Source organism: Pseudomonas sp. G166 (assembly GCF_037027455.2).
Classification (GTDB): Bacteria; Pseudomonadota; Gammaproteobacteria; order Pseudomonadales; family Pseudomonadaceae; genus Aquipseudomonas.
This window is the reverse complement of record NZ_CP146985.1, coordinates 5,535,549-5,561,592: the sequence shown is the minus strand read 5'-3', so window position 1 is coordinate 5,561,592 and position 26,044 is coordinate 5,535,549. Positions and strand designations below refer to the sequence as shown.

At 60.2% G+C, this 26,044-nt stretch carries 26 protein-coding genes and 1 tRNA gene; 11 read left to right on the top strand and 16 right to left on the bottom strand.

Going from position 1 to position 26,044, the window contains the following annotated elements; all coding sequences use genetic code 11:
* Window positions 1–152 precede the first annotated feature (152 nt).
* The gene (locus SGN16_RS24590; protein WP_335945600.1) at window positions 153–2,216 is read left to right on the top strand and encodes a calcium-binding protein; all 2,064 of its coding nucleotides are present in this window, start codon (window positions 153–155) and stop codon (window positions 2,214–2,216) included.
* Between the two features lie 59 nt (window positions 2,217–2,275).
* Here SGN16_RS24590 and ychF read toward each other — a convergent pair whose 3' ends face one another.
* The 8 genes from ychF to SGN16_RS24550 form a co-directional block, all read right to left on the bottom strand.
* A complete protein-coding gene (gene ychF, locus SGN16_RS24585; RefSeq protein ID WP_003205534.1) occupies window positions 2,276–3,376 on the bottom strand; it encodes a redox-regulated ATPase YchF in 1,101 nt (366 codons plus the stop codon).
* Between the two features lie 23 nt (window positions 3,377–3,399).
* Window positions 3,400–3,984 (bottom strand): aminoacyl-tRNA hydrolase, encoded by a 585-nt coding sequence (pth, locus tag SGN16_RS24580; RefSeq protein WP_335945599.1) that lies wholly within the window; start codon window positions 3,982–3,984, stop codon window positions 3,400–3,402.
* Between the two features lie 166 nt (window positions 3,985–4,150).
* Window positions 4,151–4,753 (bottom strand): 50S ribosomal protein L25/general stress protein Ctc, encoded by a 603-nt coding sequence (locus SGN16_RS24575; RefSeq protein ID WP_210640865.1) that lies wholly within the window; start codon window positions 4,751–4,753, stop codon window positions 4,151–4,153.
* 143 nt (window positions 4,754–4,896) lie between these two features.
* Entirely contained in the window at window positions 4,897–5,838 is a 942-nt protein-coding gene (locus SGN16_RS24570) for a ribose-phosphate pyrophosphokinase (protein WP_003171603.1), read from the bottom strand.
* 47 nt (window positions 5,839–5,885) lie between these two features.
* Window positions 5,886–5,960 (bottom strand) — tRNA-Gln (locus tag SGN16_RS24565).
* Between the two features lie 37 nt (window positions 5,961–5,997).
* Window positions 5,998–6,849, bottom strand: coding sequence for a 4-(cytidine 5'-diphospho)-2-C-methyl-D-erythritol kinase (ispE, locus tag SGN16_RS24560; RefSeq protein WP_335945598.1), 852 nt, complete (start codon window positions 6,847–6,849; stop codon window positions 5,998–6,000).
* Window position 6,850: 1 nt separating this feature from the next.
* Window positions 6,851–7,468, bottom strand: a complete 618-nt coding sequence (lolB, locus tag SGN16_RS24555; RefSeq protein WP_210640861.1) for a lipoprotein insertase outer membrane protein LolB — start codon at window positions 7,466–7,468, stop codon at window positions 6,851–6,853.
* 4 nt (window positions 7,469–7,472) lie between these two features.
* Window positions 7,473–9,197 (bottom strand): tetratricopeptide repeat protein, encoded by a 1,725-nt coding sequence (locus SGN16_RS24550; protein WP_210640858.1) that lies wholly within the window; start codon window positions 9,195–9,197, stop codon window positions 7,473–7,475.
* Between the two features lie 172 nt (window positions 9,198–9,369).
* Here SGN16_RS24550 and hemA point away from each other — a divergent pair, with 172 nt between their 5' ends.
* From hemA to SGN16_RS24520, 6 genes are all read left to right on the top strand, one after another.
* Entirely contained in the window at window positions 9,370–10,659 is a 1,290-nt protein-coding gene (gene hemA, locus SGN16_RS24545; RefSeq protein WP_135847144.1) for a glutamyl-tRNA reductase, read from the top strand.
* Complete coding sequence (gene prfA, locus SGN16_RS24540; protein ID WP_210640856.1) at window positions 10,656–11,738, top strand: peptide chain release factor 1; 1,083 nt, start codon at window positions 10,656–10,658, stop codon at window positions 11,736–11,738. The genes hemA and prfA overlap by 4 nt, the downstream gene beginning before the upstream one ends.
* A 14-nt stretch (window positions 11,739–11,752) precedes the next feature.
* Entirely contained in the window at window positions 11,753–12,583 is an 831-nt protein-coding gene (gene prmC, locus SGN16_RS24535) for a peptide chain release factor N(5)-glutamine methyltransferase (protein WP_335945597.1), read from the top strand.
* On the top strand, window positions 12,577–13,332 hold the full coding sequence (locus SGN16_RS24530; RefSeq protein ID WP_210640852.1) for a molybdopterin-synthase adenylyltransferase MoeB: 756 nt from the start codon (window positions 12,577–12,579) through the stop codon (window positions 13,330–13,332). The genes prmC and SGN16_RS24530 overlap by 7 nt, the downstream gene beginning before the upstream one ends.
* A complete protein-coding gene (murI, locus tag SGN16_RS24525) occupies window positions 13,325–14,116 on the top strand; it encodes a glutamate racemase (RefSeq protein WP_335945596.1) in 792 nt (263 codons plus the stop codon). Before SGN16_RS24530 ends, murI begins: the two co-directional genes overlap by 8 nt.
* A 114-nt stretch (window positions 14,117–14,230) precedes the next feature.
* Window positions 14,231–14,749, top strand: coding sequence for an acyloxyacyl hydrolase (locus SGN16_RS24520; protein ID WP_335945595.1), 519 nt, complete (start codon window positions 14,231–14,233; stop codon window positions 14,747–14,749).
* 126 nt (window positions 14,750–14,875) lie between these two features.
* Here SGN16_RS24520 and SGN16_RS24515 read toward each other — a convergent pair whose 3' ends face one another.
* From SGN16_RS24515 to SGN16_RS24490, 6 genes are all read right to left on the bottom strand, one after another.
* Window positions 14,876–15,181, bottom strand: coding sequence for a YkgJ family cysteine cluster protein (locus SGN16_RS24515; RefSeq protein ID WP_210640846.1), 306 nt, complete (start codon window positions 15,179–15,181; stop codon window positions 14,876–14,878).
* 28 nt (window positions 15,182–15,209) lie between these two features.
* A complete protein-coding gene (locus tag SGN16_RS24510) occupies window positions 15,210–15,983 on the bottom strand; it encodes an SDR family oxidoreductase (protein ID WP_210640844.1) in 774 nt (257 codons plus the stop codon).
* Between the two features lie 113 nt (window positions 15,984–16,096).
* Window positions 16,097–17,557, bottom strand: coding sequence for a deoxyribodipyrimidine photo-lyase (gene phrB, locus SGN16_RS24505; RefSeq protein ID WP_335945594.1), 1,461 nt, complete (start codon window positions 17,555–17,557; stop codon window positions 16,097–16,099).
* An 11-nt stretch (window positions 17,558–17,568) separates the two neighbouring features.
* Window positions 17,569–18,507 carry a MerR family transcriptional regulator gene (locus tag SGN16_RS24500; RefSeq protein ID WP_335945593.1) on the bottom strand — a complete coding sequence of 313 codons (939 nt, stop codon included), beginning with the start codon at window positions 18,505–18,507 and terminating at the stop codon, window positions 17,569–17,571.
* The gene (locus SGN16_RS24495) at window positions 18,507–19,469 is read right to left on the bottom strand and encodes a DUF523 and DUF1722 domain-containing protein (protein ID WP_335945592.1); all 963 of its coding nucleotides are present in this window, start codon (window positions 19,467–19,469) and stop codon (window positions 18,507–18,509) included. The genes SGN16_RS24500 and SGN16_RS24495 overlap by 1 nt, the downstream gene beginning before the upstream one ends.
* A gap of 173 nt (window positions 19,470–19,642) precedes the next feature.
* Entirely contained in the window at window positions 19,643–20,629 is a 987-nt protein-coding gene (locus SGN16_RS24490) for an NAD(P)/FAD-dependent oxidoreductase (protein WP_210640837.1), read from the bottom strand.
* A 196-nt stretch (window positions 20,630–20,825) separates the two neighbouring features.
* On the opposite strand from SGN16_RS24490, the gene SGN16_RS24485 reads away from it, so the two are divergent.
* On the top strand, window positions 20,826–21,725 hold the full coding sequence (locus tag SGN16_RS24485) for a TIGR01777 family oxidoreductase (protein ID WP_335945591.1): 900 nt from the start codon (window positions 20,826–20,828) through the stop codon (window positions 21,723–21,725).
* A 13-nt stretch (window positions 21,726–21,738) separates the two neighbouring features.
* The gene (gene hemH, locus SGN16_RS24480) at window positions 21,739–22,764 is read left to right on the top strand and encodes a ferrochelatase (RefSeq protein WP_335945590.1); all 1,026 of its coding nucleotides are present in this window, start codon (window positions 21,739–21,741) and stop codon (window positions 22,762–22,764) included.
* Between the two features lie 142 nt (window positions 22,765–22,906).
* On the opposite strand, the gene SGN16_RS24475 is transcribed toward hemH, so the two are convergent.
* Window positions 22,907–24,181 carry a uracil-xanthine permease family protein gene (locus SGN16_RS24475; RefSeq protein ID WP_335945589.1) on the bottom strand — a complete coding sequence of 425 codons (1,275 nt, stop codon included), beginning with the start codon at window positions 24,179–24,181 and terminating at the stop codon, window positions 22,907–22,909.
* A gap of 2 nt (window positions 24,182–24,183) precedes the next feature.
* Window positions 24,184–24,822, bottom strand: a complete 639-nt coding sequence (upp, locus tag SGN16_RS24470) for a uracil phosphoribosyltransferase (RefSeq protein ID WP_003185330.1) — start codon at window positions 24,820–24,822, stop codon at window positions 24,184–24,186.
* 162 nt (window positions 24,823–24,984) lie between these two features.
* Here upp and SGN16_RS24465 point away from each other — a divergent pair, with 162 nt between their 5' ends.
* Both SGN16_RS24465 and SGN16_RS24460 read left to right on the top strand, forming a co-directional pair.
* Window positions 24,985–25,542, top strand: a complete 558-nt coding sequence (locus tag SGN16_RS24465; protein WP_003205500.1) for a hypoxanthine-guanine phosphoribosyltransferase — start codon at window positions 24,985–24,987, stop codon at window positions 25,540–25,542.
* Window positions 25,543–25,545: 3 nt separating this feature from the next.
* Window positions 25,546–26,019, top strand: coding sequence for a WbuC family cupin fold metalloprotein (locus SGN16_RS24460; RefSeq protein WP_335945588.1), 474 nt, complete (start codon window positions 25,546–25,548; stop codon window positions 26,017–26,019).
* The last annotated feature ends 25 nt before the right edge of the window (window positions 26,020–26,044 follow it).

The following is a 26,044-nucleotide window of genomic DNA, read 5'->3' as shown; positions in this document are numbered from 1 at the left end:
TTGCTATGCGCACTTTTTTCAGCCCACCAGCGAGGCCAGACGGCTACAAAAAACCATCGGTCGGCCGCTGCTCGTGTCAGCGATGGGGCGGCGTGCAAATCCTTCCTGCTCCACTAAAGTGACGGATCCAATGCCCTTAAAGGATTAAACCCATGGCAACCACCGACAACACGATGGTCAGTACCCATACCGTGAGAACTGGCCCGGGCACAGTCCAGGTCGACCTCACCGGCCAGTTCGATGATAACCAGAGCATCGTTATCCAGCCGGACGGCAAGATCCTGGTCGGTGGCTATACCGAGTACCTGGCCTGGGGCTACCCCGGGGCGCCAGGCGAGGAAAGCTATGGCTACGAACAGAACCATAGCGTTATTCGCCTGAACGCAGATGGTAGTCTGGACACCAGCTTCCATGACGGCGGCGTCGATATCGTACCCGCCGCGACAGCCCCGGCGTCGCGCTACGAGCTGACGGCGGTGCAACCTGATGGCAAGGTGCTGATCGCCACAGCGCTGAACACGGGCGTTCAGGTGGAGCGCTTCAACAGCGACGGGACACGCGATGCTAGCTTTGGTCAAAACGGCGCTATCACGGTCGACATCAGCCATGACTTCAAGGACATCGACCTGACGGCCAATACGGATGGCACGTTCCAGATCAGCGCCCGTGGATTCGACCAGGCCACAGTGACCAGGCTCGGCAATGACGGCACTCTCGTCGATGGCTTTGGCGACCATGGCGTGCTGACCGTCAACATTCCCGAAGACGAATATTACAACGGCGGAATTTCTACTGCGGTACAGGCCGATGGCGGTGTTGTGGTCGGGGCTGCGTACAATGCCGCCGGCGCGGGTGATCCGACGTATGCCTTGCAGCACTTCAATCCCGATGGTCAGCTGGATACCCATTTCGGTGACAACGGTGTTCTCTACTTGAGTGCTGCCATGGGGTTTGGCGAAGACTCAGTGGTCACCGTGCAGGCTGACGGCAAGATCATCGTCATGGGCCATGGCGAAAGCTCCACCTCGGCGACTGTAGCGCGGCTTAACGCTGACGGTTCCTTTGACACCAGCTTTGGCTCCAATGGCATGGTGACCTTCGAGGCCGACACGCCTGTGGCTGTGACGGTCCAGGCAGATGGCAAGATCCTGGCGGCCGGCACGAGCAACGGGGATTTCAGCGTCATCCGCTGGAACGCGGATGGCAGTGTGGATACCCGCTTCGGCAGCCAGGACGGTAAGCCCCATGTGGATGGCTACGCCGGTGAAGACATCTTGCAGGGTACCGATGCCGCCGAAATTATCCAGGGGCTGGCGGGTGATGATGTGCTTCAAGGCAGCGGCGGGCGCGACCTTCTGCAAGGTGGCGTTGGCGCTGACATTTTCCGCTTTACCGAACTGAGTGACAGTTTCCGCACTGCGACGCAAAACCACAGTGACCGGGTCCAGGACTTCGACGCCTCTGGGGACCGCATCGACTTGATTGCCCTGGGTTTCACCGGCATTGGCGACGGCCATGACGGCACCTTGGCCGTCCATACCAGCGCGGACGGTACTCTCACCTACCTCAAGAGTTACGACGTCGATGCCTCCGGGCAACGGTTTGAACTGGCCTTGGACGGCAACCTGGTGGGGCAATTGAACAGCACCAACCTGGTGTTCACCGCGCCCACTGTTGAAGGCACCTCTACCAAGGATACGATTACTGGTTCTGCCTTGTCGGAAATCATCTATGGCCTGGACGGCAATGACCGTATCAACGGCGGCGCTGGGGCTGATGTAATCATAGGCGGCGCGGGCGCCGACCGTCTCAACGGCGGAGATAGAGCCGACATCTCGTTGTGGACTGATAACCGGGAAAACGCCGACGTGTTCCGCTATACCTCAACCCAAGACAGCTATCGCACTGACAGCCAGAGCTTTGCCGACCTTATCGAAGGCTTCACGGTTGACGACAAGATCGATGTGGCGACCCTGGGCTATACCGGCTTCGGAGACGGTACGGGCACTACGCTGAAGATGGTTTACAACCAGGAGCTGGACCGCACTTATCTGGCGGATGTGGAAGCAGACGCCCAAGGCCACTGGTTCCAGATCGCGCTGGCCGGGGACTGGCGGGAAAACCTCGACGAAGATGACATGAGCTTTGCTCCCGACGCCGGGATAGGGCTGATCGGGGTAGCGGCAGAGTTCGATCAAGGGCATCTATTGACGTGACGTCTGCTTGAGAAGGTCGCGTGGCAGTGAGTAGCTGCCACGCGATAGGCTCAGGAAAGTTAGACGTTAAAACGGAAGTGCATCACGTCGCCATCCTTGACGATGTATTCCTTGCCTTCCAGACGCCATTTACCGGCTTCCTTGGCGCCGGCTTCACCCTTGTACTGGATGAAATCGTCATAGGCGATGACTTCGGCGCGGATGAAGCCTTTTTCGAAGTCGGTGTGGATCACGGCCGCGGCTTGTGGCGCAGTGGCGCCGACGCGAACGGTCCAGGCGCGGACTTCTTTTACGCCTGCGGTGAAGTACGTCTGCAGGTTGAGCATTTCATAGCCAGCGCGGATCACGCGGTTCAGGCCAGGTTCTTCCAGGCCCAGGGCCTCGAGGAACATGTCCTTCTCTTCGCCGTCTTCAAGCTCGGCGATTTCCGCTTCGATCTTGTTGCAGACCGGTACCACGATCGCACCTTCTTCTTCGGCGATGGCTTTTACCACGTCCAGCAGAGGATTGTTCTCGAAGCCGTCTTCGGCAACGTTGGCAATGTACATGACCGGCTTGGTGGTCAGCAGGTGGAAGCCGCGAACGATCTGCTTCTCATCGGCGCCCATGTTCTTGATCAGGCTGCGGGCCGGCTTGCCCAAGGTGAAGTGGGCGATCAACTGCTCGAGCAGGGCTTTCTGGGCGACGGCGTCTTTGTCGCCACCCTTGGCATTGCGAGCGACTTTTTGCAGTTGCTTCTCGCAGCTGTCGAGGTCGGCGAAGATCAGTTCCAGGTCGATGATCTCGATGTCGCGTTTCGGGTCGACGCTGTTGGAGACGTGAATCACGTTCTCGTCTTCGAAGCAGCGGACCACGTGGGCGATGGCGTCGGTTTCGCGGATGTTGGCCAGGAACTTGTTGCCCAGGCCTTCACCCTTCGACGCGCCGGCTACCAGGCCGGCGATGTCGACGAATTCCATGGTGGTCGGCAGCACGCGCTCCGGGATCACGATGGCCGCCAGGGCCTCCAGGCGTGGATCGGGCATCGGCACGATGCCGGTGTTCGGCTCGATGGTGCAGAAGGGGAAGTTCTCAGCCGCGATACCGGACTTGGTCAGGGCGTTGAACAGGGTGGACTTGCCGACGTTAGGCAGGCCGACGATGCCGCAATTGAATCCCATGGTGTTTCCCCTAGGAGTGAGTGTCAGGCCTTCTGGCTGTGCAGGTTTTTCATCGCGCGGTTCCATTCCCCGGCGAGGATATCCGGCAGCACGCCGAGGGCAAAGTCGATGCTGGCATCGAGTTTTTCCTGTTCGGCGCGTGGCGCACGACCCAGGACAAAGTTTGAAACCATACTGGCAACGCCCGGGTGGCCGATGCCGAGCCGCAGGCGGTGAAAGGTATTCTGATTACCCAGTTGCGCGATGATGTCGCGCAACCCGTTGTGACCGCCATGGCCGCCGCCCTGCTTGAGCTTGGCAACGCCCGGAGGCAGGTCGAGTTCGTCGTGGGCCACCAGGATTTCTTCAGGCTTGATGCGAAAGAAACCGGCCAATGCCGCCACGGCCTGGCCGCTGCGGTTCATGTAGGTGGTGGGAATCAACAGACGAACATCCTGACCCTGATGCGAGAAGCGCCCGGTCAGGCCGAAATATTTGCGATCGGCCGTTAGGCTGACGCCTTGTGCGTGCGCGATGCGCTCAACAAAAAGGGCCCCTGCGTTATGCCGGGTCTGTTCGTATTCGGCGCCTGGATTTCCCAGGCCAACGATCAGTTTAATGGCAGTCACGATAGGGGCCCTTCCTGGAGTGTGGATAACAACGTCGCGCTCAAACGGTATTGCGACAGTGGACGAAAAATGCGGATCTACCGTTAGGTAAACTTCGCGTTCTCGCCCGCTGCCTCGCTACGTTCCAGCCCGCGATGTTTCCGCTCACCCCGGCGACAGAGTGAAATTACTCTGCAGCGCCTTCTTCAGTAGCTTCTGGAGCAACACGTGGAGCGTGGACGTTGGCAACAGCCTTGTCATCGCCGTGTGCCAGAGCAACAAACTCAACGCCTTTAGGAGCCTTGAGGTCGGACAGGTGAATGATCGTGCCGACTTCGGCGTCAGCCAGGTCGACTTCGATGAATTCAGGCAGGTCTTTCGGCAGGCAGGTCACTTCGATTTCCGAAACAACGTGCGAAATTTCGCCGCCTTTCTTGATCGGAGCAGCTTCGCCAACGAAGTGCACAGGCACGATAGCGGTCAGTTTCTGGCCAGCTACTACGCGTACGAAGTCAGCGTGCATCACGTGGCCTTTGGCCGGGTGACGTTGCAGGGCCTTGATCACGACGTTCTGCTTGGCGCCACCGATGTTCAGCTCGATGATGTGGCTGTAGGCCGCTTCGTTTTCGAGCAGTTTGGCAACTTCTTTGGCCAGCATGCTGATGGACTCAGGGGCTTTCTCGCCACCGTAGACTACAGCTGGAACCAGGCTTGCGAGACGACGCAGGCGGCGGCTCGCACCTTTCCCCAGGTCGGAACGCACTTCAGCATTCAGGGTAAATTCGTTCATGTTGTATCTCCAAAGTAACCACATTCACCCCAGCGCTTGCGACCAGCGCTAAAGGCGATATGGGCAAAAAAGCCCCGCCCCGACAGTGAATGTCGGGGCGGGGCGCTTTTCGTCAACGAGATGTCGCGGTGAGGGCCGGGCCCTTAGCGGAACATCGCGCTGATCGATTCTTCATTGCTGATGCGGCGAACCGCTTCGGCAACAACCGGTGCGATATCCAGTTGACGGATACGTGCACAGGCTTGTGCTGCTGCGGACAATGGGATGGTGTTGGTCACCACCAGTTCGTCCAGCACGGAATTTTCAATGTTTTCGATCGCTCGACCCGACAGCACAGGGTGTGTGCAGTAGGCAAAGACCTTGGCAGCGCCATGCTCTTTCAGGGCCTTGGCCGCGTGGCACAGGGTGCCGGCGGTATCGACCATGTCGTCGACCAGAATACAGGTACGCCCTTCGACGTCGCCGATGATGTGCATCACTTCGGAGTGATTGGCTTTCTCACGGCGTTTGTCGATGATACCCAGATCCACGCCCAGGGATTTGGCAACGGCCCGTGCACGCACGACGCCACCAATGTCCGGGGACACGATCATCAGGTTTTCGAAGCGCTGATCTTCAATATCATCCACCAGGACCGGGGAGCCGTAGATGTTATCCACAGGAATATCGAAGAAGCCCTGAATCTGGTCAGCATGCAAGTCAACCGTGAGGACACGATCGATGCCGACTACGGTAAGCATGTCAGCCACGACTTTCGCGCTGATTGCCACACGTGCGGAACGCGGACGGCGATCCTGACGGGCATAACCAAAGTAAGGAATAACAGCAGTGATACGAGTAGCCGAGGAACGGCGGAAGGCATCAGCCATCACGACGAGTTCCATCAGGTTATCGTTGGTCGGAGCGCAAGTCGGCTGAATAATGAAGACGTCTTTACCGCGAACGTTTTCATTGATCTCGGCAGTGATTTCGCCGTCGGAGAACTTACCGACAGAAATGTCACCGAGAGGGATATGCAGCTGACGTACTACACGCCGAGCCAGATCGGGGTTGGCGTTCCCCGTAAAGACCATCATCTTGGACACGCGCAGTACCTGAAGGCTGAGGGTATACCTGGATGAGTATAGGAAAATGGCAGGGGCGGCTGGATTCGAACCAACGCATGGCAGGATCAAAACCTGCTGCCTTACCGCTTGGCGACGCCCCTGTATCTGTTGCTGCGAGTGCCGAGCACTCGATTCCTTTTAGAGCAGACTTTGCAGCTTGCGATGCAACATCGAAACGTTGCTTCCTTTTGCTACAAACCCTGTAAGGGTCTCTGTCAGAAGGGCCGAGACTTTATCAGCTTCAGCTTTGCTTGGGAAGCCCCCAAACACACAACTTCCAGTTCCGGTGAGTTTTGCTTCGGTAAATTTACCTAACAAATTCAAAGCGTTACGAACATCTGGATAACGCCTTGCTACCACCGGTAAGCAGTCATTTCGACTGTTTCCCTTGGGAACGGGGCGCACTTTAATGGGAGGAGAGTTACGTGTCAACAGCGGATCTGAAAAAATTTCTGCTGTACTTACAGATACTTGCGGCACCAGCACCAAGTACCAGGGTTCCTCGGGGTCTACCGGGGTGAGTTTTTCCCCGACGCCCTCGGCGAAAGCGGCGTGGCCACGCACGAAAACCGGCACGTCGGCGCCCAGTGTCAGGCCCAGTGCTGCCAGGCGATCCGTGTCCCAGTCCAGCTGCCAGAGGTGGTTGAGCCCCAGTAAAGTCGTCGCTGCATTCGAGCTGCCGCCACCGATACCGCCGCCCATGGGCAGGATTTTCTCGATCCAGATATCGATGCCCAGCGAACAACCGGATTGTTCCTGGAGTTTTTTCGCGGCCTTGACGATCAGGTTGCTGTCGTGGGGCACGCCTTCGAATTCGGTGTGCAGGCGAATCACGCCGTCGTCACGCACGGCAAACGTGATTTCATCGCCGTAGTCCAGAAACTGAAAAATCGTCTGCAATTCGTGATAACCATCCGGGCGACGACCGAGGATGTGCAGCATCAGGTTGAGTTTGGCCGGGGAGGGCAGGGTCAGGCGTGCAGCGCTCATGTCATTGCCCCAGCTTGCGCGGCTGCCATTGCTTGATCACCAGCGTAACGTCGAGGTTGCTGCCGTGCAGCTTGATTCGCTCGGGCAGCCAGTAGCCGTTCTGCTGGGCATAGCTTAGGTATTCGATCTGCCAGTCATCCTGTTCCAGGTTGGACAGGCGGCTGTCGGCGTCGAGGACCAGGCGGCTCTTGCTGTCCGGTGCCGGCAGCCCGCGAACCCACCAGGTCAGGTGGGAAACCGGCAATTTCCAACCCAGTTGTTCTTCCAGCAACGCTTCGGGAGTGGGCGCTTCATAGCGACCCTGGTTGGCGACTTCCAGCGAGACCTGGCCCGGCCGGCCAGTCAATCGTGCCGCACCACGGCCCAATGGACCGGACAGGCGAATGTCGTAGTAGTCCTGGCGTTGCAACCAGAACAGCGTACCGCTGCCCGAGTCTTTTGGTGCGCGAATGCCGATCTTGCCATCGATCTGCCAACCGTCGAGGCCGATCAGTTGTTGTTTGTGTTCGCGCCACTGGGCCTGGTTGCCCTGGCCCTGGACGGATTCACGGGCGCCGAAGCCCGCGCAACCGGCGAGCAGGGCGATAAAGCTGAATACGATGAAGTGGCGCAAAAACATAATCTTAAAGGGTCTCTGATCCGGTCAGGCGTTTGATGGTGCTGCGCAAAACAGGGCTGTCGGGCTGGTCCTTGAGGAAGCGGCTCCAGATCTGCCGGGCCTCGCGCTGTTTACCGTTGGCCCACAAGACCTCGCCCAGGTGAGCGGCGACTTCCTGGTCGGGAAAGCGTTCCAGGGCTTGGCGCAACAAGCGTTCGGCTTCATCGAGGTTACCCAGGCGGAAATTCACCCAGCCGAGGCTATCGAGCACTGCCGGGTCTTCCGGATTGATCTGGTGGGCCTGTTCGATCAGCAGCTTGGCTTCGTCGTAGCGGGTGGTGCGATCCGACAGCGTGTAGCCCAAGGCATTGAGGGCCATGGCGTTGTCCGGGTCACGCTGGATGATCAGGCGCAGGTCTTTTTCCATCTGGGCCAGGTCATTGCGTTTTTCCGCCAGCATGGCGCGGGTGTACAACAGGTTCAGGTCGTCCGGGTACTGCTTCAAGGCTTGCTGCAGTACGTTCCAGGCTTTATCGCCCTGATTGTTGGCCGACAGGGTTTCGGCTTCGATCAGGTAGAGCTGGATTCCATAATCCGGCTGGGAGTCGCGCTGCACGGCGAGGCGACTCTGGGCCTCGGCCGTCTTGCCATTGCTCATCAGGATATCGGCCTGGCGTAACTGCGCCGGCAGATAATCGTTGCCCGGGCCAACCTGGGCATACTCGATCAGCGCGCTCTCGGGGTCGTTGCGCTCTTCAGCGATGCGACCCAGGTTCAGGTGGGCTGAGTCGACGTGGCTTTCCCGGGCGATCAGGTCTTCCAGATAACCCTTGGCCTCGTCCCAGGCCTTGGCTTCCAGGCAAACCAGCGCCAGGGAGTAACGCAACTCGTCGTCTTCAGGGTATTGCTGGACCAGGCTGGAGAACTCCACCTTGGCATCGTCCATGCGGTTGTTTTCCACCAGCATGCGGGCGTAGGTGAGGCGCAGGCGTTTGTCGTCCGGGTACTTCTTGATGCTTTTTTCCAGCAGCGGCAGTGCTTCGTCACCGCGGTTCAAACCTTGCAGCAAGCGCGCGCGCAGCAGGATCGGCGCCACTTCGCCGGCTTCCGGCGGGTTGTCTTCCAGCAAGGTCAAGGCACCTTGGGAATCGCCGTCCTGTTGCAGCAGCAGGGCCTTGCCGAAGATCAGTTGCCCATTGTTCGGATGACGCTGCAACAGGCGGTCGAAGCTTTTCATCAGGCCGCTGCGGGTTTCCTGATCGGTATCGGCGGCGGACAGCGCCAGAAAATCGAAATGGGTGTCGCCCTTGCCCTGCAGGACTTTCTCCATGTACGCCATGGAGTCGTCGTAGCGCCCGGCGCGGGCCAGCTGGACGGCAGCGGCGCGTTGCGCCTCGAGGTCGTCCGGGGCATTTTTCGCCCAGATCAATGCCGTATCCAGTGCGGCCTGGTCGGCCCCCAGGTATTCGGCGATGCGAAACGCACGTTCCGAGATGCCCGGGTCCTGGGTGTTGATGGCCTGGGTCACGTAATTGTCCAGCGCAATGTCGAAACGATTGCGCTGGCCTGCCAGTTCGGCGCTCAACAGGCTGAAGATGGTTTCTTCGCTGAACGAGCCGTAGACCTTGGGCTTTTCGGGAGCCTGCGTGCTGTCTTCGACCGGCGGCGTACCGTCCGTCGACACGGGAGCCATGGACTGGCAGCCGCTGAGCAAGGCAAAGGCGAGGAGCAACGCGGAAGATCTATTCATATAGGAAGAGGACGACTAACCTGCGGTCGGATCATCATGACACAAGCCTTCGGTCAAACATAACCGCCCCGTCGATTTACGGCACAGGCCAAGGCGATAGAGATCGAGTGGTTGTTCTGAATCTGGCGAAGTAGGACAATTGCCGGCTTCACGTCACTATCAGCGACCTTGAATGGCCTTCCTTGCACTTGGTATTAACCATAAGACTGCGTCAGTAGACGTCCGCGAGCGCGTGGCCTTTACGCCTGAGCAGTTGGTTGAGGCCCTGCAGCAGCTCTGCCGACTCACCGACAGCCGCGAAGCAGCGATCCTCTCCACCTGCAATCGCAGCGAGCTTTATATAGAACAGGATCATGTTTCGGCCGATTCGGTGCTGCGCTGGCTGGCCGAATATCACAACCTGAGCCTTGAAGAGCTGCGCGCCAGTGCCTATGTGCATGAGGACGATGCGGCCGTTCGTCACATGATGCGTGTCGCCTCGGGGCTCGACTCGCTGGTGTTGGGCGAACCGCAGATCCTCGGTCAGATGAAATCGGCCTACGCCGTGGCGCGGGAGGCCGGTACCGTCGGCCCGCTGCTGGGGCGGCTGTTCCAGGCTACGTTCAACGCCGCCAAGCAGGTGCGCACCGACACCGCCATCGGCGAGAACCCGGTGTCCGTGGCGTTTGCCGCCGTCAGCCTGGCGAAACAGATTTTCAGCGATTTGCAGCGCAGCCAGGCGTTGCTGATCGGCGCTGGCGAGACCATCACCCTGGTCGCCCGTCATTTGCATGACCTGGGGGTCAAGCGCATCGTCGTCGCCAACCGGACCCTGGAGCGGGCCAGTACCCTGGCCGAGCAGTTTGGCGCCCACGCGGTGCTGCTCTCGGACATCCCGGCCGAGCTGGTGCACAGTGACATCGTCATCAGTTCCACCGCCAGCCAGTTGCCGATCCTGGGCAAGGGCGCGGTGGAAAGCGCCTTGAAGCTGCGCAAGCACAAACCGATTTTCATGGTAGACATCGCCGTCCCTCGGGACATCGAGCCGGAAGTCGGTGAACTGGACGACGTTTACCTCTACAGCGTCGACGATCTGCACGAAGTGGTTGCCGAGAACCTCAAGAGCCGACAAGGCGCGGCCCAGGCGGCCGAAGAGATGATCACTGTCGGCGCCGACGATTTCATGGTGCGCCTGCGCGAGCTGGCGGCAGTGGATGTGCTCAAGGCCTATCGGCAGCAGAGCGAACGCCTGCGCGATGAAGAGCTGCAAAAGGCCCAGCGCCTGCTGGCCAACGGTGGCAACGCCGAAGAGGTGCTGGTGCAACTGGCCCGCGGCCTGACCAACAAATTGCTTCACGCCCCCAGTGTCCAGCTCAAGAAGTTGACCGCCGAAGGCCGCCTCGACGCGTTGGCCATGGCCCAGGAACTCTTTGCCCTCGGTGAGGGTTCACCGGATAGCTTTTCGGATAAAAAACCGCAATGAAAGCGTCACTGCTCAATAAACTGGACATCCTCCAGGACCGTTTCGAAGAACTGACCGCCTTGCTGGGCGATGGCGAAGTCATTTCCGACCAGAACAAATTCCGCACCTATTCCAAGGAATACGCGGAAGTCGAGCCGATTGTCGCCACCTATAAACAGTTGCTCAAAGTGCAGGGCGACCTCGAGGGCGCGCAGGCGCTGCTCAAGGACAGCGACCCGGACATGCGCGAAATGGCGGTGGAGGAAGTCCGCGAAGCCAAGGAACAATTGCTCGAGCTGGAAGGCAATCTGCAGCGCATGCTGTTGCCCAAGGACCCGAACGACGGGCGCAACGTGTTTCTCGAGATCCGTGCCGGTACTGGTGGCGACGAGGCGGCGATTTTCTCCGGCGACCTGTTCCGCATGTATTCGCGTTACGCCGAACGCCGCGGTTGGCGCGTGGAGATTCTTTCGGAGAACGAAGGCGAACACGGTGGCTATAAAGAAGTCATCGCCCGGGTCGAGGGTGACAACGTCTACGGCAAGCTGAAGTTCGAGTCCGGTGCCCACCGTGTGCAGCGTGTGCCAGCCACCGAATCCCAGGGGCGCATCCATACCTCGGCCTGCACCGTGGCGGTATTGCCCGAGCCGGACGAGCAGGAAGCCATCGAGATCAACCCGGCGGACCTGCGGGTCGATACCTATCGTTCCTCCGGCGCGGGTGGCCAGCACGTCAACAAGACCGACTCGGCGATCCGCATCACTCACTTGCCTTCGGGCATCGTGGTCGAGTGCCAGGAAGAACGTTCCCAGCACAAGAATCGGGCGCGGGCCATGGCCTGGCTGTCGGCCAAGCTCAACGACCAGCAGACCAGCGCCGCGGCCAATGCCATCGCCAGCGAACGCAAATTGCTGGTGGGTTCGGGTGATCGCTCCGAGCGGATCCGTACCTACAACTTCGCCCAGGGCCGGGTCACCGACCATCGTGTCAACCTGACCCTGTATTCCCTCGACGAGATTCTTGCCGGTGGTGTCGATGCGGTGATCGAGCCATTGCTGGCCGAATACCAGGCCGACCAGTTGGCTGCGATTGGCGAGTAAGCACAGGTGAATAAATGACCATCATCGCCAGTTTGTTACGCGCCGCCGAGCTGCCGGATTCGCCCACGCCGCGATTGGATGCCGAGTTGCTCCTGGCCGCTGCGCTGGGCAAGTCCCGCAGTTTCCTGCACACCTGGCCCGAGCGGATCGTGCCGAGCGAGGCGGCGTTGCTGTTCTCTGAGTACCTGCGCCGACGTCGTTCCGGCGAGCCGGTGGCCTACATCCTCGGGCAACAGGGCTTCTGGAAGCTCGACCTGGAAGTCGCGCCCCATACGCTGATCCCGCGTCCCGACACCGAGTTGCTGGTGGAAACCGCGCTGGCCTTGTTGCCGGCCACCCCGGTCCGGGTCCTGGACCTGGGCACCGGCAGCGGCGCGATTGCCCTGGCCTTGGCCAGCGAGCGCCCGGCCTGGAAGGTCACGGCGGTCGATCGGGTGCTGGAGGCTGTGGCCCTGGCCGAACGCAATCGCCAGCGCCTGGACCTGGGTAACGTCACGGTGTTGAGTAGTCACTGGTTCAGCGCCTTGGAGGGGGAGCGTTTTGCATTGATCATCAGCAATCCGCCTTATATCGCGGCCGCCGATCCGCATCTGGCCGAGGGCGATGTGCGTTTCGAACCGAGCAGTGCGTTGGTCGCAGGGCCGGACGGCCTGGATGATTTGCGCCAGATCATTGCCCAGGCCCCCGGTCACCTCGAACCGGGCGGTTGGTTGATGCTTGAGCACGGTTACGATCAGGCCGGCGCAGTACGTGATTTGCTGCAAGCCCAAGGCTTTGCTGAAGTTCACAGCCGCAAGGACCTGGGCGCTCATGAACGCATCAGCCTGGGGTGCCTGCCGTGCTGAACGATCAGGAGCTGTTGCGCTATAGCCGGCAGATTCTGTTGCAGCATGTCGACATCGATGGCCAATTGCGCCTCAAGCAAAGTCGCGCGTTGATCGTCGGTCTTGGTGGGCTCGGCGCACCGGTGGCGTTGTACCTGGCCGCCGCCGGCGTCGGCGAGTTGCATCTGGCGGATTTCGACACGGTCGACTTGACCAACCTGCAACGCCAGATCATTCACGACACCGACAGCATCGGCCTGAGCAAGGTCGATTCGGCGATGCGGCGCCTGGCGGTGATCAACCCCGAGATTCGACTGGTACCGCATCCGCTGGCCATGGATGAAGACAGCCTGGCCGCCGCCGTCGCGATGGTGGATGTGGTGCTGGACTGTTCCGACAATTTCTCGACCCGCGAAGCGGTGAACGCAGCGTGTGTCGCTGCGGGCAAACCGCTGGTCAGCGGTGCGGCGATTCGCCTGGAAGGACAGTTGTCGGTGTTCGATCCGCGCCGCCCCGAAAGCCCTTGCTACCACTGCCTCTACGGCCACGGCAGCGAAGCCGAATTGACCTGCAGCGAAGCCGGTGTGATCGGCCCGCTGGTGGGGTTGGTGGGCAGCCTGCAAGCCCTTGAAGCCTTGAAGTTGTTGGCCGGCTTTGGTGAGCCGCTGGTGGGGCGCCTGTTGTTGATCGATGCCCTGGGCACGCGTTTTCGCGAGTTGCGCGTCAAGCGCGACCCAGGTTGCAGCGTCTGCGGTGGTCAACATGAGTGAAGCGCCGATCGGTGTGCTTGACTCGGGGGTCGGCGGGCTTTCGGTGTTGGGGGAAATTCGCCAGCTGCTGCCCAATGAGTCGCTGTTGTACGTCGCTGACTGTGGGCATATTCCCTACGGCGAGAAAACCCCGGAATACATCCGACAGCGCTGCGCGATCATCGCTGACTTTCTCCTGGGGCAGGGCGCCAAGGCGCTGGTGGTGGCCTGCAATACCGCAACGGTCGCCGCCGTGGCCGATCTGCGCCGCGATTTCCCCCACTGGCCCATCGTCGGCATGGAGCCGGCGGTCAAGCCGGCCGCCGCCGCGACCCGTAGCGGTATCGTCGGTGTGCTGGCCACCACCGGTACCTTGCAGAGCGCCAAGTTCGCCGCGTTGCTCGACCGTTTCGCCACGGATGTGCGGGTCATCACCCAACCGTGCCCGGGGCTGGTGGAACTGATCGAAACCGGTGACCTGCACAGCCCGGCCTTGCATCAATTGCTGCAACATTATGTCGATCCCTTGCTGGCAGCCGGTTGCGACACGCTGATCCTGGGCTGTACGCACTATCCGTTTCTCAAACCGTTGCTCAAGCAGATGATCCCGGCACACATAAGCCTGATCGACACCGGGGCCGCCGTGGCACGGCAACTTCAGCGGCTGTTGGCCGAACGAGCGCTATTGGCCGAAGGGCCCGCCCGCGAAACGCAATTCTGGAGTAGCGCGGATCCGATACATTTAAGAAAAATCCTACCAGTCCTATGGCATTCGTCTGGCGATGTGCGAAGCTTTGATCTGTAAATAAAACGTGAAAATTGTGTAAAACGGGCTGAACTTCTGTTTTAGCGCAGATTTCTATAGCTTTGTCTGTTTGTAACAAAACTTACTAAGTCTGTTCAGAAAAGGATGTTTCTAATGAAGCGTTTATTCTGCTTTGCCGCGTTTGCGGCTGCATTGTTGGGGCACACCTACACCGCACAGGCGGCGGGTGTGGAGTTTGGGGTCGGGCAAACCAGTGATTCGACCATGACCTATCGCTTGGGGATGCAGTTCGACTGGGACAAGAGTTGGTTGCAGAGCGACATGGGCCGCCTGACCGGTTACTGGAGCGGCGCCTATACCTATTGGGAAGGGGACAAGACCTCCAGCAACCACAGCCTGTCGTTCTCGCCGGTCTTTGTGTATGAGTTTTCCGGTCAGAACGTGAAGCCCTACATCGAGGCGGGTGTAGGTGTTGCGTTGTTCGCCAATACCGAAGTGGAAGACAACAAGCTCGGGACGGCTTTCCAGTTCGAGGATCGTATCGGTTTCGGCCTGCGCTTCAATGGCGGACATGAAGTGGGTATTCGCGCCACTCACTATTCCAATGCTGGCATCAAGTCGACCAACGATGGTGTGGAAAGCTACGCGCTGCACTACACGATGCCGCTGTAACACCTCAAAAACCTTGGGAGCGAGCCTGCTCGCGATAGCGGTGGGTCAGCCAATGTGATGTTGCCTGTTGCGCCGCTAGCGCGAGCAGGCTCGCTCCCACAAGATCAGGTCCGTCAGGTCAGCGCTTTAGCGATACGCCGTCGCAATCCCCAAGCGTTCTTCAATGCACTCCGGTGCCCCCATCTCGAATTCCCGGCAGATCAGCGGGCGTTTTTCGTAGATCGTGCACATCATGCTGTTGCGGTCCAGGGCCGCGCACCAGCCGTCGTCAAGCCGCAGCATGACTTCCCCGCCCCAATCATCCGTGTCGATAAACCGTTTCGGAACGCCGGTGTCGGTGATCAGCATGACTTCCAGCTGGCAGCAGCATGCCGCGCACGTCGAGCATGTGACGGCCGGTGCGGTGATTTCATGGAGGGGGATGATTTTCATGGCGCGCAGTGTAAGGCAAGCGGACCGCTCAGGGTCGACCCTTGATCGGTGACCAGACACTTGCCTGGCAGGGGGCCACGTTTGTCTGCTCGGTTTCGGTCGATGACGGCAATGGCCAGAGCACTGTCATGGACGCGACGGGGAGCGCTATCTCGTGGGGACGCTCGACCAACTGCGACAGTATGTGGTTCGCCGCCGTTTCAGCCGACCACTGGACAGGGGCCGGAAAGCTGTCGTCGACACTCGTCGACCGGCTGTCGAAACCAGGGTGGACCAATGTCACATCAATGTCGTTGGGGGCGAGGTTGAGGCGGGCCGATTCGAACAATTGACGCATCCCGTTGCCATCGTTCTTCGCTTGTGACGGTGGCAGGTAAGTCGCCGGGCTGACGATACCCGCCAGATGAGGCACGGCACCTGCCTGTAATAGTGATGAGGCTGTGTCGATGCAGAGACTGGCGGCTAGCAGATTGCTACGCACGATGTGTTCGATGATGGAGTGGGCAACGGGCTGGTCGCCGGCATATTCAGCAGTTCCGGCGTTGAGAATCACAGTATCCAGGGCACCCCACTGTTGGGTGATTCTCTCGCCGATCTCGCGCACGGTCTGGCTGTCGGTCAAATTGCCGGGCAGCGCCAGTACTTGCCCCGGATACCGTACCGAAAGGGCCTCACAGGATCGAGCCGAACGAGAACTCACGGCCAGGTGCGCACCGGTCTTGAGTATCGCTTCGGCCAACGCAGCGCCGATTCCGTTTCCTGCACCGGTCAGCCAATATCTCCGTGGCGGTCTTGGACCCATTCCATACTCCTTCGATCAAGCCCGGCTCTGATACTCCGCTTTCAGGAAGAGCCGCTGCTATGAGTCAGACTATATGCTAGCGGGTTGATAACACATCCTGCGGGGCGACAATTTCATGTTCGCTCACCGCCCAGCTTTTCAATCGCAACGTCCTGGCGTGCCGGCAAATTTCGGAACGCCTCCAATGCACGTACCCGGGACTGGCTCAAATTGACGATCGGGCGAGGGTAAGCCACCCCTTCGAACAATCCACCCTGGGTATTTGGGCTATGGACCTGTCGCCTGTCGAGATCGTTCAGTTCGGGTAACCAGCGCTTGATGAACAAACCCTCGGGATCAAATTTCTCCGACTGGCTCAGCGGGTTGAATATCCGGAACCAGGGCGCTGAGTCGGTGCCGGTGGAGGCGCTCCATTGCCAACCGCCATTATTGGCGGCCAGGTCGCCGTCGATCAGGTGCTGCATAAAGAAACGCTCGCCTTCGCGCCAGTCGATCAACAGGTTCTTGGTAAGAAACATCGCCACCACCATCCGCAAGCGGTTGTGCATCCAGCCGGTTTCCAGCAACTGACGCATGGCCGCATCAATAATGGGCAAGCCAGTTCGTGCCTGCTTCCAGGCCTCCAGTTCCGCGGGAGCCTTGCGCCAGGCCAACGCTTCGGTTTCCGGGCGAAACGCGCAATGGCGCGATACGCGTGGATAGCCCACGAGAATATGTTTATAGAACTCGCGCCAGAGCAATTCATTGATCCATGTCACAGTACCGGCACTTCCGCTCTCGAATTCGCCCTGATTGGCTTGCAGTGCAGCGTGCAGGCACTGGCGTGGTGAGACAACGCCGGCCACCAGGTAAGCCGAAAGCTGGCTGGTGCCCGGTTTGGCCGGAAAGTCCCGTGCGTTCTGGTAATCATCGAGGTGTTGCTCGGCAAAGTTGTCCAGACGCCGACGGGCTTCGTTTTCGCCAGCGGGCCAGAGTGCACGCAGCGCTTCACTGGGCTGCGCGAAGCCTTCGACCTGCGTCGGGATCGGATCGCTGTCGATGCCGGTGGGGGCTTGCCGGGCGGGCAGGGCGACCAGGCTCGGCAGCGAGAGGTGCAGGCGGCTATAACAAACCTTGCGGAACTGGCTGAACACCTGGAAATAATTCCCGGTCTTGGTCAATACGCTGCCAGGCTTGAACAGCAGTTGGTCGAGGTGGCGGTGAAACTCGATGCCTTGGCCGTATAAAACCCGGGCGACCTCGGCATCACGGTGGGTTTCGTTCAGGCCGTATTCTTCGTTGACGTGAACGGCGCTGATCTTCAATTCGCGGCACAGCGTAAGGAGCACTTCAGGCGCCTGATTCCAGCGCGGCGCGGGGCGGATCAACAGTGGGATGTTCAATGTGGCCAGGGCCGCGCCCAGCGATGCGAGATTGCGCAGCCAGAAATCAATCTTGCACGGTGCATCATCATGGGCACGCCATTGCTCTGGGCTCGGCAGGTATACCGCCACACATGGCCCACGCTGTGCGGCGGCCGCGAGAGCGGTGTTGTCGTGCAGGCGCAAGTCGCTGCGCAGCCAGATCAGTTGCATGCTGTTTACCCTTAAAGGAGTTTTTTGCGGCTCAGTTCTCGGTGAGCCGATAACGGATCCTCGGCCCAGGAGACGTCACTCATCGATAGGCCTGTGGATAACTGGCTGTGGTGGATTGCAGCGGCCGGCCCGGCAATGATGATCGGGCAATCGATCCCGTTCAGTAGCTTCGGCAGTTGGGACAGGTTCAGCGCGTGACTGGAATACAGCAGCACGCCGCGAGCCTTGAGGTGCTCGACCGCCAAGGCCAGCTCGCCCGCCGGGATCGGCCCGTCGAATACCTCCACCGGGCAATCGGCGCTGCTGGCCAGCCAGGCGATGAGCCACAGGTGCGGTTCCTGGGGCAGTTGCGAATGGTTGACCAACAGCAACGGCGTGCCGCGTAACTGACGGTTGTTGTGGTAGATCCGGCTGCCGAATTTGCTGCGCAGCCAGGAGAACAGGAACACACGCTCCAGCTGTGCACCGAACTGTCCTTGCCAGCGCAATTGCAGCTCGGCCAACAAGGGCAACAGCAACTGCTCGCACACGGTCCGCGGCGGATACAGCGCCATCGCCTGGTTGACCAGGTCATCAATCTGACGCTCGGCCAATTGCGTCACCGCCAGCACAAGGGCGTGGCGTTGACGCTGCCAGTCATTTTCCAGCGGTTCGGCAGGTGGCTGCGGTGCATCGAGCAAGGGCTTGATCTTGCTCACCGCCATCCCGCGATTGATCCAGGTGAGGATGCTCAGGATCCGCTGCACATGTTCGGCGTTGAACAACCGATGGCCCTTGGGCGTGCGGTGCGGGACGATCAAACCGTAACGGCGCTCCCAGGCCCGCAGCGTGACGGCGTTGACACCGGTTTGCCGGGCGACTTCGCGGATGGGCAGCCAGCCTTCTGCCAAGGCTTTGGCGAAGTCGGGTCCCAGGTCTTCGCTGGCACTGGAATCGGGTTGACGGTCCATCAGATAGCGTTACGCAAGCTGAGGTTCTCCGGATGCGGTTGCAGGTAGACCTGCTGCGCCAGGTAGGGATCGGGGTGCTGACGCAAGTGATGCTTGAGCAGGGTCAGCGGCACCACCAACGGTACGATGCCGAGGCGATACTGCCCGATGAGGTGCTGCACTTCCTGTTTGTCTTCGGCATCGATGGCGCTCTTGAGGTAACCGCTCAGGTGCTGCAGTACGTTGGTGTGCGTGCGGCGGGTGGCACATTTTTTCAAGGCGGCCATCAGTGCGCTGAAATAGTGTGGGCCCAGTTCATCGGGGTCGGCCTTGCCCATGTTGCCCAGTAAGTTACCCAGGGTTTTGTATTGCACCGGGTTGTGGGCCATCAGCAGATATTTGTAGCGCGAGTGAAATTCGATCAGGCCGCGTCGAGTCAGGCCCTGGCGGCGCAACGTCTGCCAGGCGGCATAGGCAAACACCCGGGTCAGAAAGTTTTCCCGCAGCACCGGATCGTTGAGGCGACCGTCTTCCTCCACCGGCAGGTCGGGATGGCGCTCGCAAAATGCCTGGGCATAAATACCGCGACCACCGCTGTCCTGGGGCATGCCCTTGTGGTCGTAGACTTTCACCCGATCCAGTCCACAGGACGGCGACTTCTGCATGAAGATATAGCCGCAGATGTCACCTAGTTCGCCAGCCATCTGCTGTGCATAATCGGCCAGTGGCTGAGTCACGTTAAGGTCGCGATTCACCGTGCCCACTGCTTCGGGGTGTGCGGGATCGCCCACCAGTCGGATCGGCTCCCGAGGGATGCCCAGGCCAATGGCGACTTCAGGGCAGACCGGCACAAAATCGAAGTAATCGATCAAGGTGCGACTGCACAGTTGGGATTGTTTATGCCCGCCGTTAAAGCGAACTTCATCACCCATCAGGCAAGCGCTGATGGCGATTTTCGGTTTGACGACGTTTTCATTGGGCATAGGAGGACCTCTGCTGGATCAATATTGTACAAGGAATGAATTTTGTACAATATTTTTATCATAGGTCCGAACCTGCACAAGTCAATCGCTTTCGTGCGGGGAAGCGCTTTGGTTTTTTTCACGGATGGGCTGCTGTCTTTTTCGACAGCAGCGGGTGATGCGGGTGATGCGATTTACTGCAGGCTGGCGTGCAGGCGCCGCGCGGCTTCCTGGCCACTGAGCCAGGCACCTTCGACTCGCCCGGACAGGCACCAGTCGCCGCAGACATACAAGCCCAGGTCGGCATCGGCCAGGGCGCCCCATTCATGGCTGCCCGCAGGGCGAGCATAGAGCCAGCGGTGGGCCACGCTGAAACTTGGGGCGGGCATTGCGCTATGCAGCAGTTCGGCGAAAGCACCGTGAAGCTGTTCGATCACCGCTTCCTTGGACAGGTCGATGTGCTGCCGACTCCACTCGCTGGTGGCGTGCAGCACCCAGGTGTCGAGTTTATTGTCGCGCCCCGGTTTGCTGCGGTTGCGGGCCAGCCAATCGAGCGGGCTGTCCTGTACGAAGCAGCCTTCCATGGGCGTATCCAGCGGTGTTTCGAAGGCCAGGGCAACCGCCCAGGTCGGGTCCATCTTCACCCCTGCGGCCACGCCGGCCAGCTTCGGTACGGCCGCCAGCAAGGCTGTGGCCTGAGGTGCAGGCGTGGCGATTACCACTTGGCCGAAGGGACCGTGGGTGAAACCTTCCGCGTCTTGCAGGTGCCAGTGTTCCTGGCCACGGTAGACCTCGGTGATTCGGCAAGAGAACTGCACTTGCAACTTGCCAAGCAGGGCGCGGGTGATGGCGCTCATGCGCGGGGTGCCGACCCAGCGGGTCTGCTCGTCCGGTGAAGGGCTCAGGTGCCCACCCTGGAAATTATAGAGTTGTGGGTTCCATTCCGCGGCCCAGCCGTTGGCTTGCCAGCGCTGGACCTCCATGACAAAACGGCGATCGCGGGCGGTGAAGTATTGTGCGCCCATGTCCAGGGCGCCGGCGTCGCTGCGTTTGCTCGACATACGTCCGCCGCTGCCATGGCTTTTATCGAAGAGTTGAACAGTGTGCCCGGCCTCCGTCAGGGCCTGGGCGGCTGAGAGTCCGGCGATGCCGGTGCCGATGATTGCGATAGGTACAGTCATGAGGGCCTCGTTTACCTTTCTGTACAGACTACGCCGTCGTTTAAACCTGTACAATTTGGGTTTTTGGTATAAGTTTTACCGTTCGCGTTTGGACAGGTTGTCCTATTGTTAAACACAGACCCTGTCCGATACGAAAAATCCCTGCTTATAAAAATAGACTAACGGGCCGATTAAAACGCGATGCGAGGAACATCTCATGCACATATTGCTGACCGGCGGTACTGGTTTGATCGGACGTCAGCTCTGCCGCCTCTGGTTGGAGCAGGGACATCGCTTGACGGTATGGAGTCGTCGACCCGAAGAGGTCGCAAAAATATGCGGTGCACGGGTGCGGGGAATTGCCCAGCTCGATGAGCTTGGCGAGCCGGTGGATGCGGTGGTCAACCTCGCTGGCGCGCCGATTGCCGACCGGCCCTGGAGCCACAAACGCAAGCTGTTGCTGTGGAGCAGCCGCATCACCCTCACGGAAATTTTGCTGGCGTGGATGGAGCGTTGCGAGCAGAAACCGCAGGTGTTGATTTCAGGTTCTGCGGTGGGGTGGTACGGCGACGGCGGCGAGCGTGAGTTGACCGAGGAGTCGGGGCCGGTCAGTGAGGATTTCGCTAGCCAGTTGTGCATCGCCTGGGAGGAAACCGCGCAACGGGCCGAGGCCATGGGCATACGTGTGGTATTGGTTCGCACCGGCCTGGTTCTGTCCGCCGAGGGCGGCTTTTTGTCGCGGCTGTTGCTGCCATTCAAACTGGCGCTGGGCGGGCGTATCGGCAATGGTCGGCAGTGGATGCCGTGGATTCACATTGACGATCAAATCGCCTTGATTGATTTTCTTCTGCACCGCTCCGATGCCAGCGGTCCTTATAATGCCTGCGCGCCGAATCCGGTGCGCAATCGCGATTTTGCCAAGGCCCTGGGGAAGGTGTTGCATCGGCCTGCCGTGGTGCCGATGCCGGAGCTGGCGCTGAAAGTTGTGCTGGGGGAATTGTCATTGCTGTTGCTGGGCGGCCAGCGGGCCATGCCGGCCCGATTACAGGCTGCGGGTTTCACTTTTCGGTTTACTGATTTGCCTGCGGCCCTGGACGACTTGTCGGGCCGCCTTTGAAATAGGACGTTGCATGACCGATCACGCGTTGCTTCTGGTGAATCTGGGTTCGCCTGCTTCCACCTCGGTGGCCGATGTGCGCCGCTACCTCAATCAATTTCTGATGGACCCGTACGTCATAGACTTGCCATGGCCGGTGCGGCGCTTGCTGGTGTCGCTGATCCTGATCAAGCGTCCCGAGCAATCGGCCCACGCCTATGCCTCGATCTGGTGGGACGAGGGCTCGCCGCTGGTGGTGCTCAGCCGTCGGCTGCAACAGGCCATGACAGCTCAATGGACCCGAGGCCCGGTGGAACTGGCGATGCGTTATGGCGAGCCATCCATTGAAGCGGCGTTGGTGCGCCTGGCGAGCCAGGGGCACAAGAACATCACGTTGGCGCCGCTGTATCCGCAGTTCGCTGACAGCACCGTGACCACGGTGATCGAGGAAGCCCGGCGGGTGGTACGGGCCAGGAAGCTCAACGTGCAGCTCTCGATTCTCCAGCCGTTCTACGATCAGCCCGAATACCTCGACGCCTTGGTCGCCAGCGCCAAGCCGTACCTGATGCAGGATTACGATCATCTGCTGCTGAGTTTCCATGGCTTGCCGGAACGGCACCTGACCAAGCTCGATCCGACCGGTTTCCATTGCTTCAAGGATGCCGATTGCTGCAAGAACGCGCCGCCGGAGGTCATGGCAACGTGTTATCGAGCACAGTGCATTCGCACCGCCAATCTGTTCGCCCAGCGCATGGGGCTCAAGGATGGCCAGTGGTCGGTGTCGTTCCAGTCGAGACTGGGCCGCGCCAAGTGGATCGAACCCTACACCGAAGCGCGCCTGGACGAACTGGCCAAGAGTGGCGTAAAGAAAGTGCTGGTGATGTGCCCGGCGTTCGTGGCCGACTGCATCGAGACCCTGGAGGAAATCGGTGATCGCGGGCGCGAACAGTTCCGTGAAGCGGGCGGGGAGGAGTTGGTGCTCGTGCCGTGTCTCAATGACCAGCCGCAGTGGGCGAAGGCGTTGAGCACGCTATGTGAACGGGCGCCGATCGCTTTGTAAAATTCAAGGGCCCCATCGCGAGCAAGCTCGCTCCCACACAGGATCTGCTGTGTACACAAATTTTGTGACCAATCGAGATCCACTGTGGGAGCGAGCTTGCTCGCGATGGCTATCTGGCTGACAACAAAATATCCAGCTTGAGTCAGATCAGCGGCTCATCCGCCTGCTTCTGCTTCCAGCTGTCGTTGCCCGGCAGCAGCAGGTTCAGCGCAATCGCCACCACTGCGCACAGCGCGATGCCTTTGAGGCCGAAGTCGTCCGGGCCGGTACCGGTACCCACCAGCACGCCGCCGATGCCGAACACCAGCGTCACCGAAACGATCACCAGGTTGCGCGCTTCACCCAGGTCGATCTTGTGGCGGATCAGGGTGTTCATGCCCACTGCCGCGATCGAGCCAAACAACAGGCACAGGATCCCGCCCATCACCGGCACCGGGATGCTCTGCAGCAGCGCGCCGAACTTGCCGATGAACGCCAGGCTGATGGCGAAGATCGCCGCCCAGGTCATGATTTTCGGGTTGTAGTTCTTGGTCAGCATCACCGCCCCAGTCACCTCGGCGTAGGTGGTGTTGGGCGGGCCGCCGAACAGGCCGGCGGCGGTGGTGGCAATGCCGTCACCGAGCAGGGTGCGGTGCAGGCCGGGTTTCTTCAGGTAGTCACGACCGGTCACACTGCCCACGGCAATTACCCCGCCGATGTGCTCGATGGCTGGCGCCAGGGCCACCGGCACAATGAACAGGATTGCCTGCCAGTTGAATTCCGGCGCAGTGAAATTTGGCAGGGCGAACCACGGCGCGGCGGCGATCTTTGCGGTGTCTACGACACCGAAGAAAAACGCCATGGCAAAACCCACCAGCACGCCGGAAATGATCGGCACCAGGCGGAAAATACCTTTGCCGAACACCGCGACGATCAGGGTCGTGAGCAGGGCCGGCATCGAGATCAGCATCGCGGTCTGATAATGAATCAGCTCGGTACCGTCTCCGGCCTTGCCCATCGCCATGTTGGCGGCAATCGGTGCCATTGCCAGGCCGATGGAGATGATCACCGGGCCGATGACCACCGGCGGCAGCAACCGGTCGATGAACCCGGTGCCCTTGATCTTCACCGCCAGGCCCAGAAACGTATAGACGAAACCGGCCGCCATCACACCGCCCATGGTCGCCGCCAGGCCGAACTGGCCCTTGGCGAGAATGATCGGGGTAATGAACGCAAAGCTCGATGCCAGGAATACCGGCACCTGGCGCCCGGTGACGATCTGGAACAGGATCGTCCCCAGGCCGGCGGTGAACAGCGCCACGTTCGGGTCCAACCCGGTGATCAGCGGCATCAGGACCAGCGCGCCGAAGGCGACGAACAGCATCTGGGCACCGGACAGCACCTGGCGCCAGAGCGGATCGTTGAACTCGTCCTGCATGCTCAAGCGTCCTTCTGCTTGGTGCCGAAGATCTTGTCGCCGGCATCGCCCAGGCCCGGGATGATGTAGCCATGCTCGTTGAGTTTCTGGTCGATGGACGCGGTGTAGATGGTCACATCGGGGTGGGCGTCCTGCACGGCCTTGATGCCTTCGGGGGCGGCGACCAGCACCATGGCGCGGATGTCCCGGCAGCCGGCTTTCTTCAACAGGTCGATAGTGGCAACCATGGAACTGCCGGTGGCGAGCATCGGGTCGATGATCATGGCCAGGCGCTCGTCGATTTCCGGTACCAGTTTCTCCAGGTAGGTATGAGCCTGCAGGGTCTGCTCGTTGCGCGCCACGCCCACGGCGCTGACCTTGGCCCCGGGAATCAGACTCAGCACGCCTTCGAGCATGCCGATGCCGGCGCGCAGGATCGGCACTACGGTGATCTTCTTGCCAGCGATTTTCTCAACCTGGACCGTACCGGCCCAACCGTCGATCTCGTAGGACTCCAGCGGCAGGTCCTTGGTGGCTTCGTAGGTGAGCAGGGCACCGACTTCCTGGGCGAGCTCGCGGAAGTTCTTCGTGCTAATGTCGGCGCGGCGCATCAGGCCGAGTTTGTGTCTGATCAGCGGATGGCGGATCTCGAGGATGGGCATGGGGAAGGCTCCGGCGGCGGGCAAAAAAACCGGCCTAGATTAATCTATCCGAGGGTGTTGTCCTATAGACAATACAGAACGTTAGTCCACAAACGCTTGATCTGGCCTCGCTTGATGCGTACCTTTGCCCGTTTTTCCGATCCGCCACCACTGGAGAGCGCCATGTCCGCTGATCTCGAGCATATCCGTCAAATCATGCGAGAGGCTGACTGCCTGTACACCGAAGCCGAAGTCGAAGCGGCCATTGCCCGTGTCGGTGCACAAATCAATGATCAACTGGCCGATGCCAACCCGGTGGTGTTTTGCGTCATGAACGGCGGGCTGATTTTCTCCGGCAAATTGCTGACCTATCTGAACTTCCCGCTGGAAGCCTCCTACCTGCACGCCACCCGTTATCGCAACGAAACCAGCGGCGGCGACCTGTTCTGGAAAGCCAAGCCGGAAGTCTCGTTCATCGACCGCGACGTGCTGATCATCGACGACATCCTCGATGAAGGTCACACCCTGGGCGCCATCATCGACTTCTGCAAACACGCCGGCGCTCGTGCCGTGCACACCGCCGTGCTGATCGACAAGGACCACGACCGCAAGGCCCGTCCTGACCTGAAAGCCGACTTCGTTGGCCTGCCGTGCATTGACCGCTACATCTTTGGCTACGGCATGGACTACAAAGGTTACTGGCGCAACGCCAATGGCATTTTTGCCGTCAAGGGGATGTAATCGATGAGTCGGCCGGGCTTTCTGGATCAGGCGCTGTTCGCTGAATTGTCCGGCAAAGCTGCGGCTAATCCACGCGGGCGCCAGCATCACAATTTTCATCAGATGGACGAGCCGTGCCATCGCATGGTGGTTGGCTTGCAACCCTCCACCTACATCCCGCCCCATCGCCATTTGAGCGCTGACAAGGCTGAAACCTTGCTGGTGCTCAAGGGCCGGCTCGGTGTGTTGATCTTTGATGACACCGGTGTCGTGCAGGACAAGCGCGTCCTGCAAGCCGGCGGCGATTGCCTCGGTGTCGACCTGCCGGCCGGTGTGTATCACGGCCTGGTGGTGCTGGAGGCCGACAGCCTGATGTTCGAATGCAAGGCCGGCCCTTACCGGCCCGTGGGTGAGGGTGAACTGGCCCACTGGGCGCCCCGTGAAGGCGAGGCCGGTGTGGCCGAGTACCAAGCCTGGATGCGTGCGCAGTTCGATTGACCTGTGGCGAGGGGGTTCATCTACC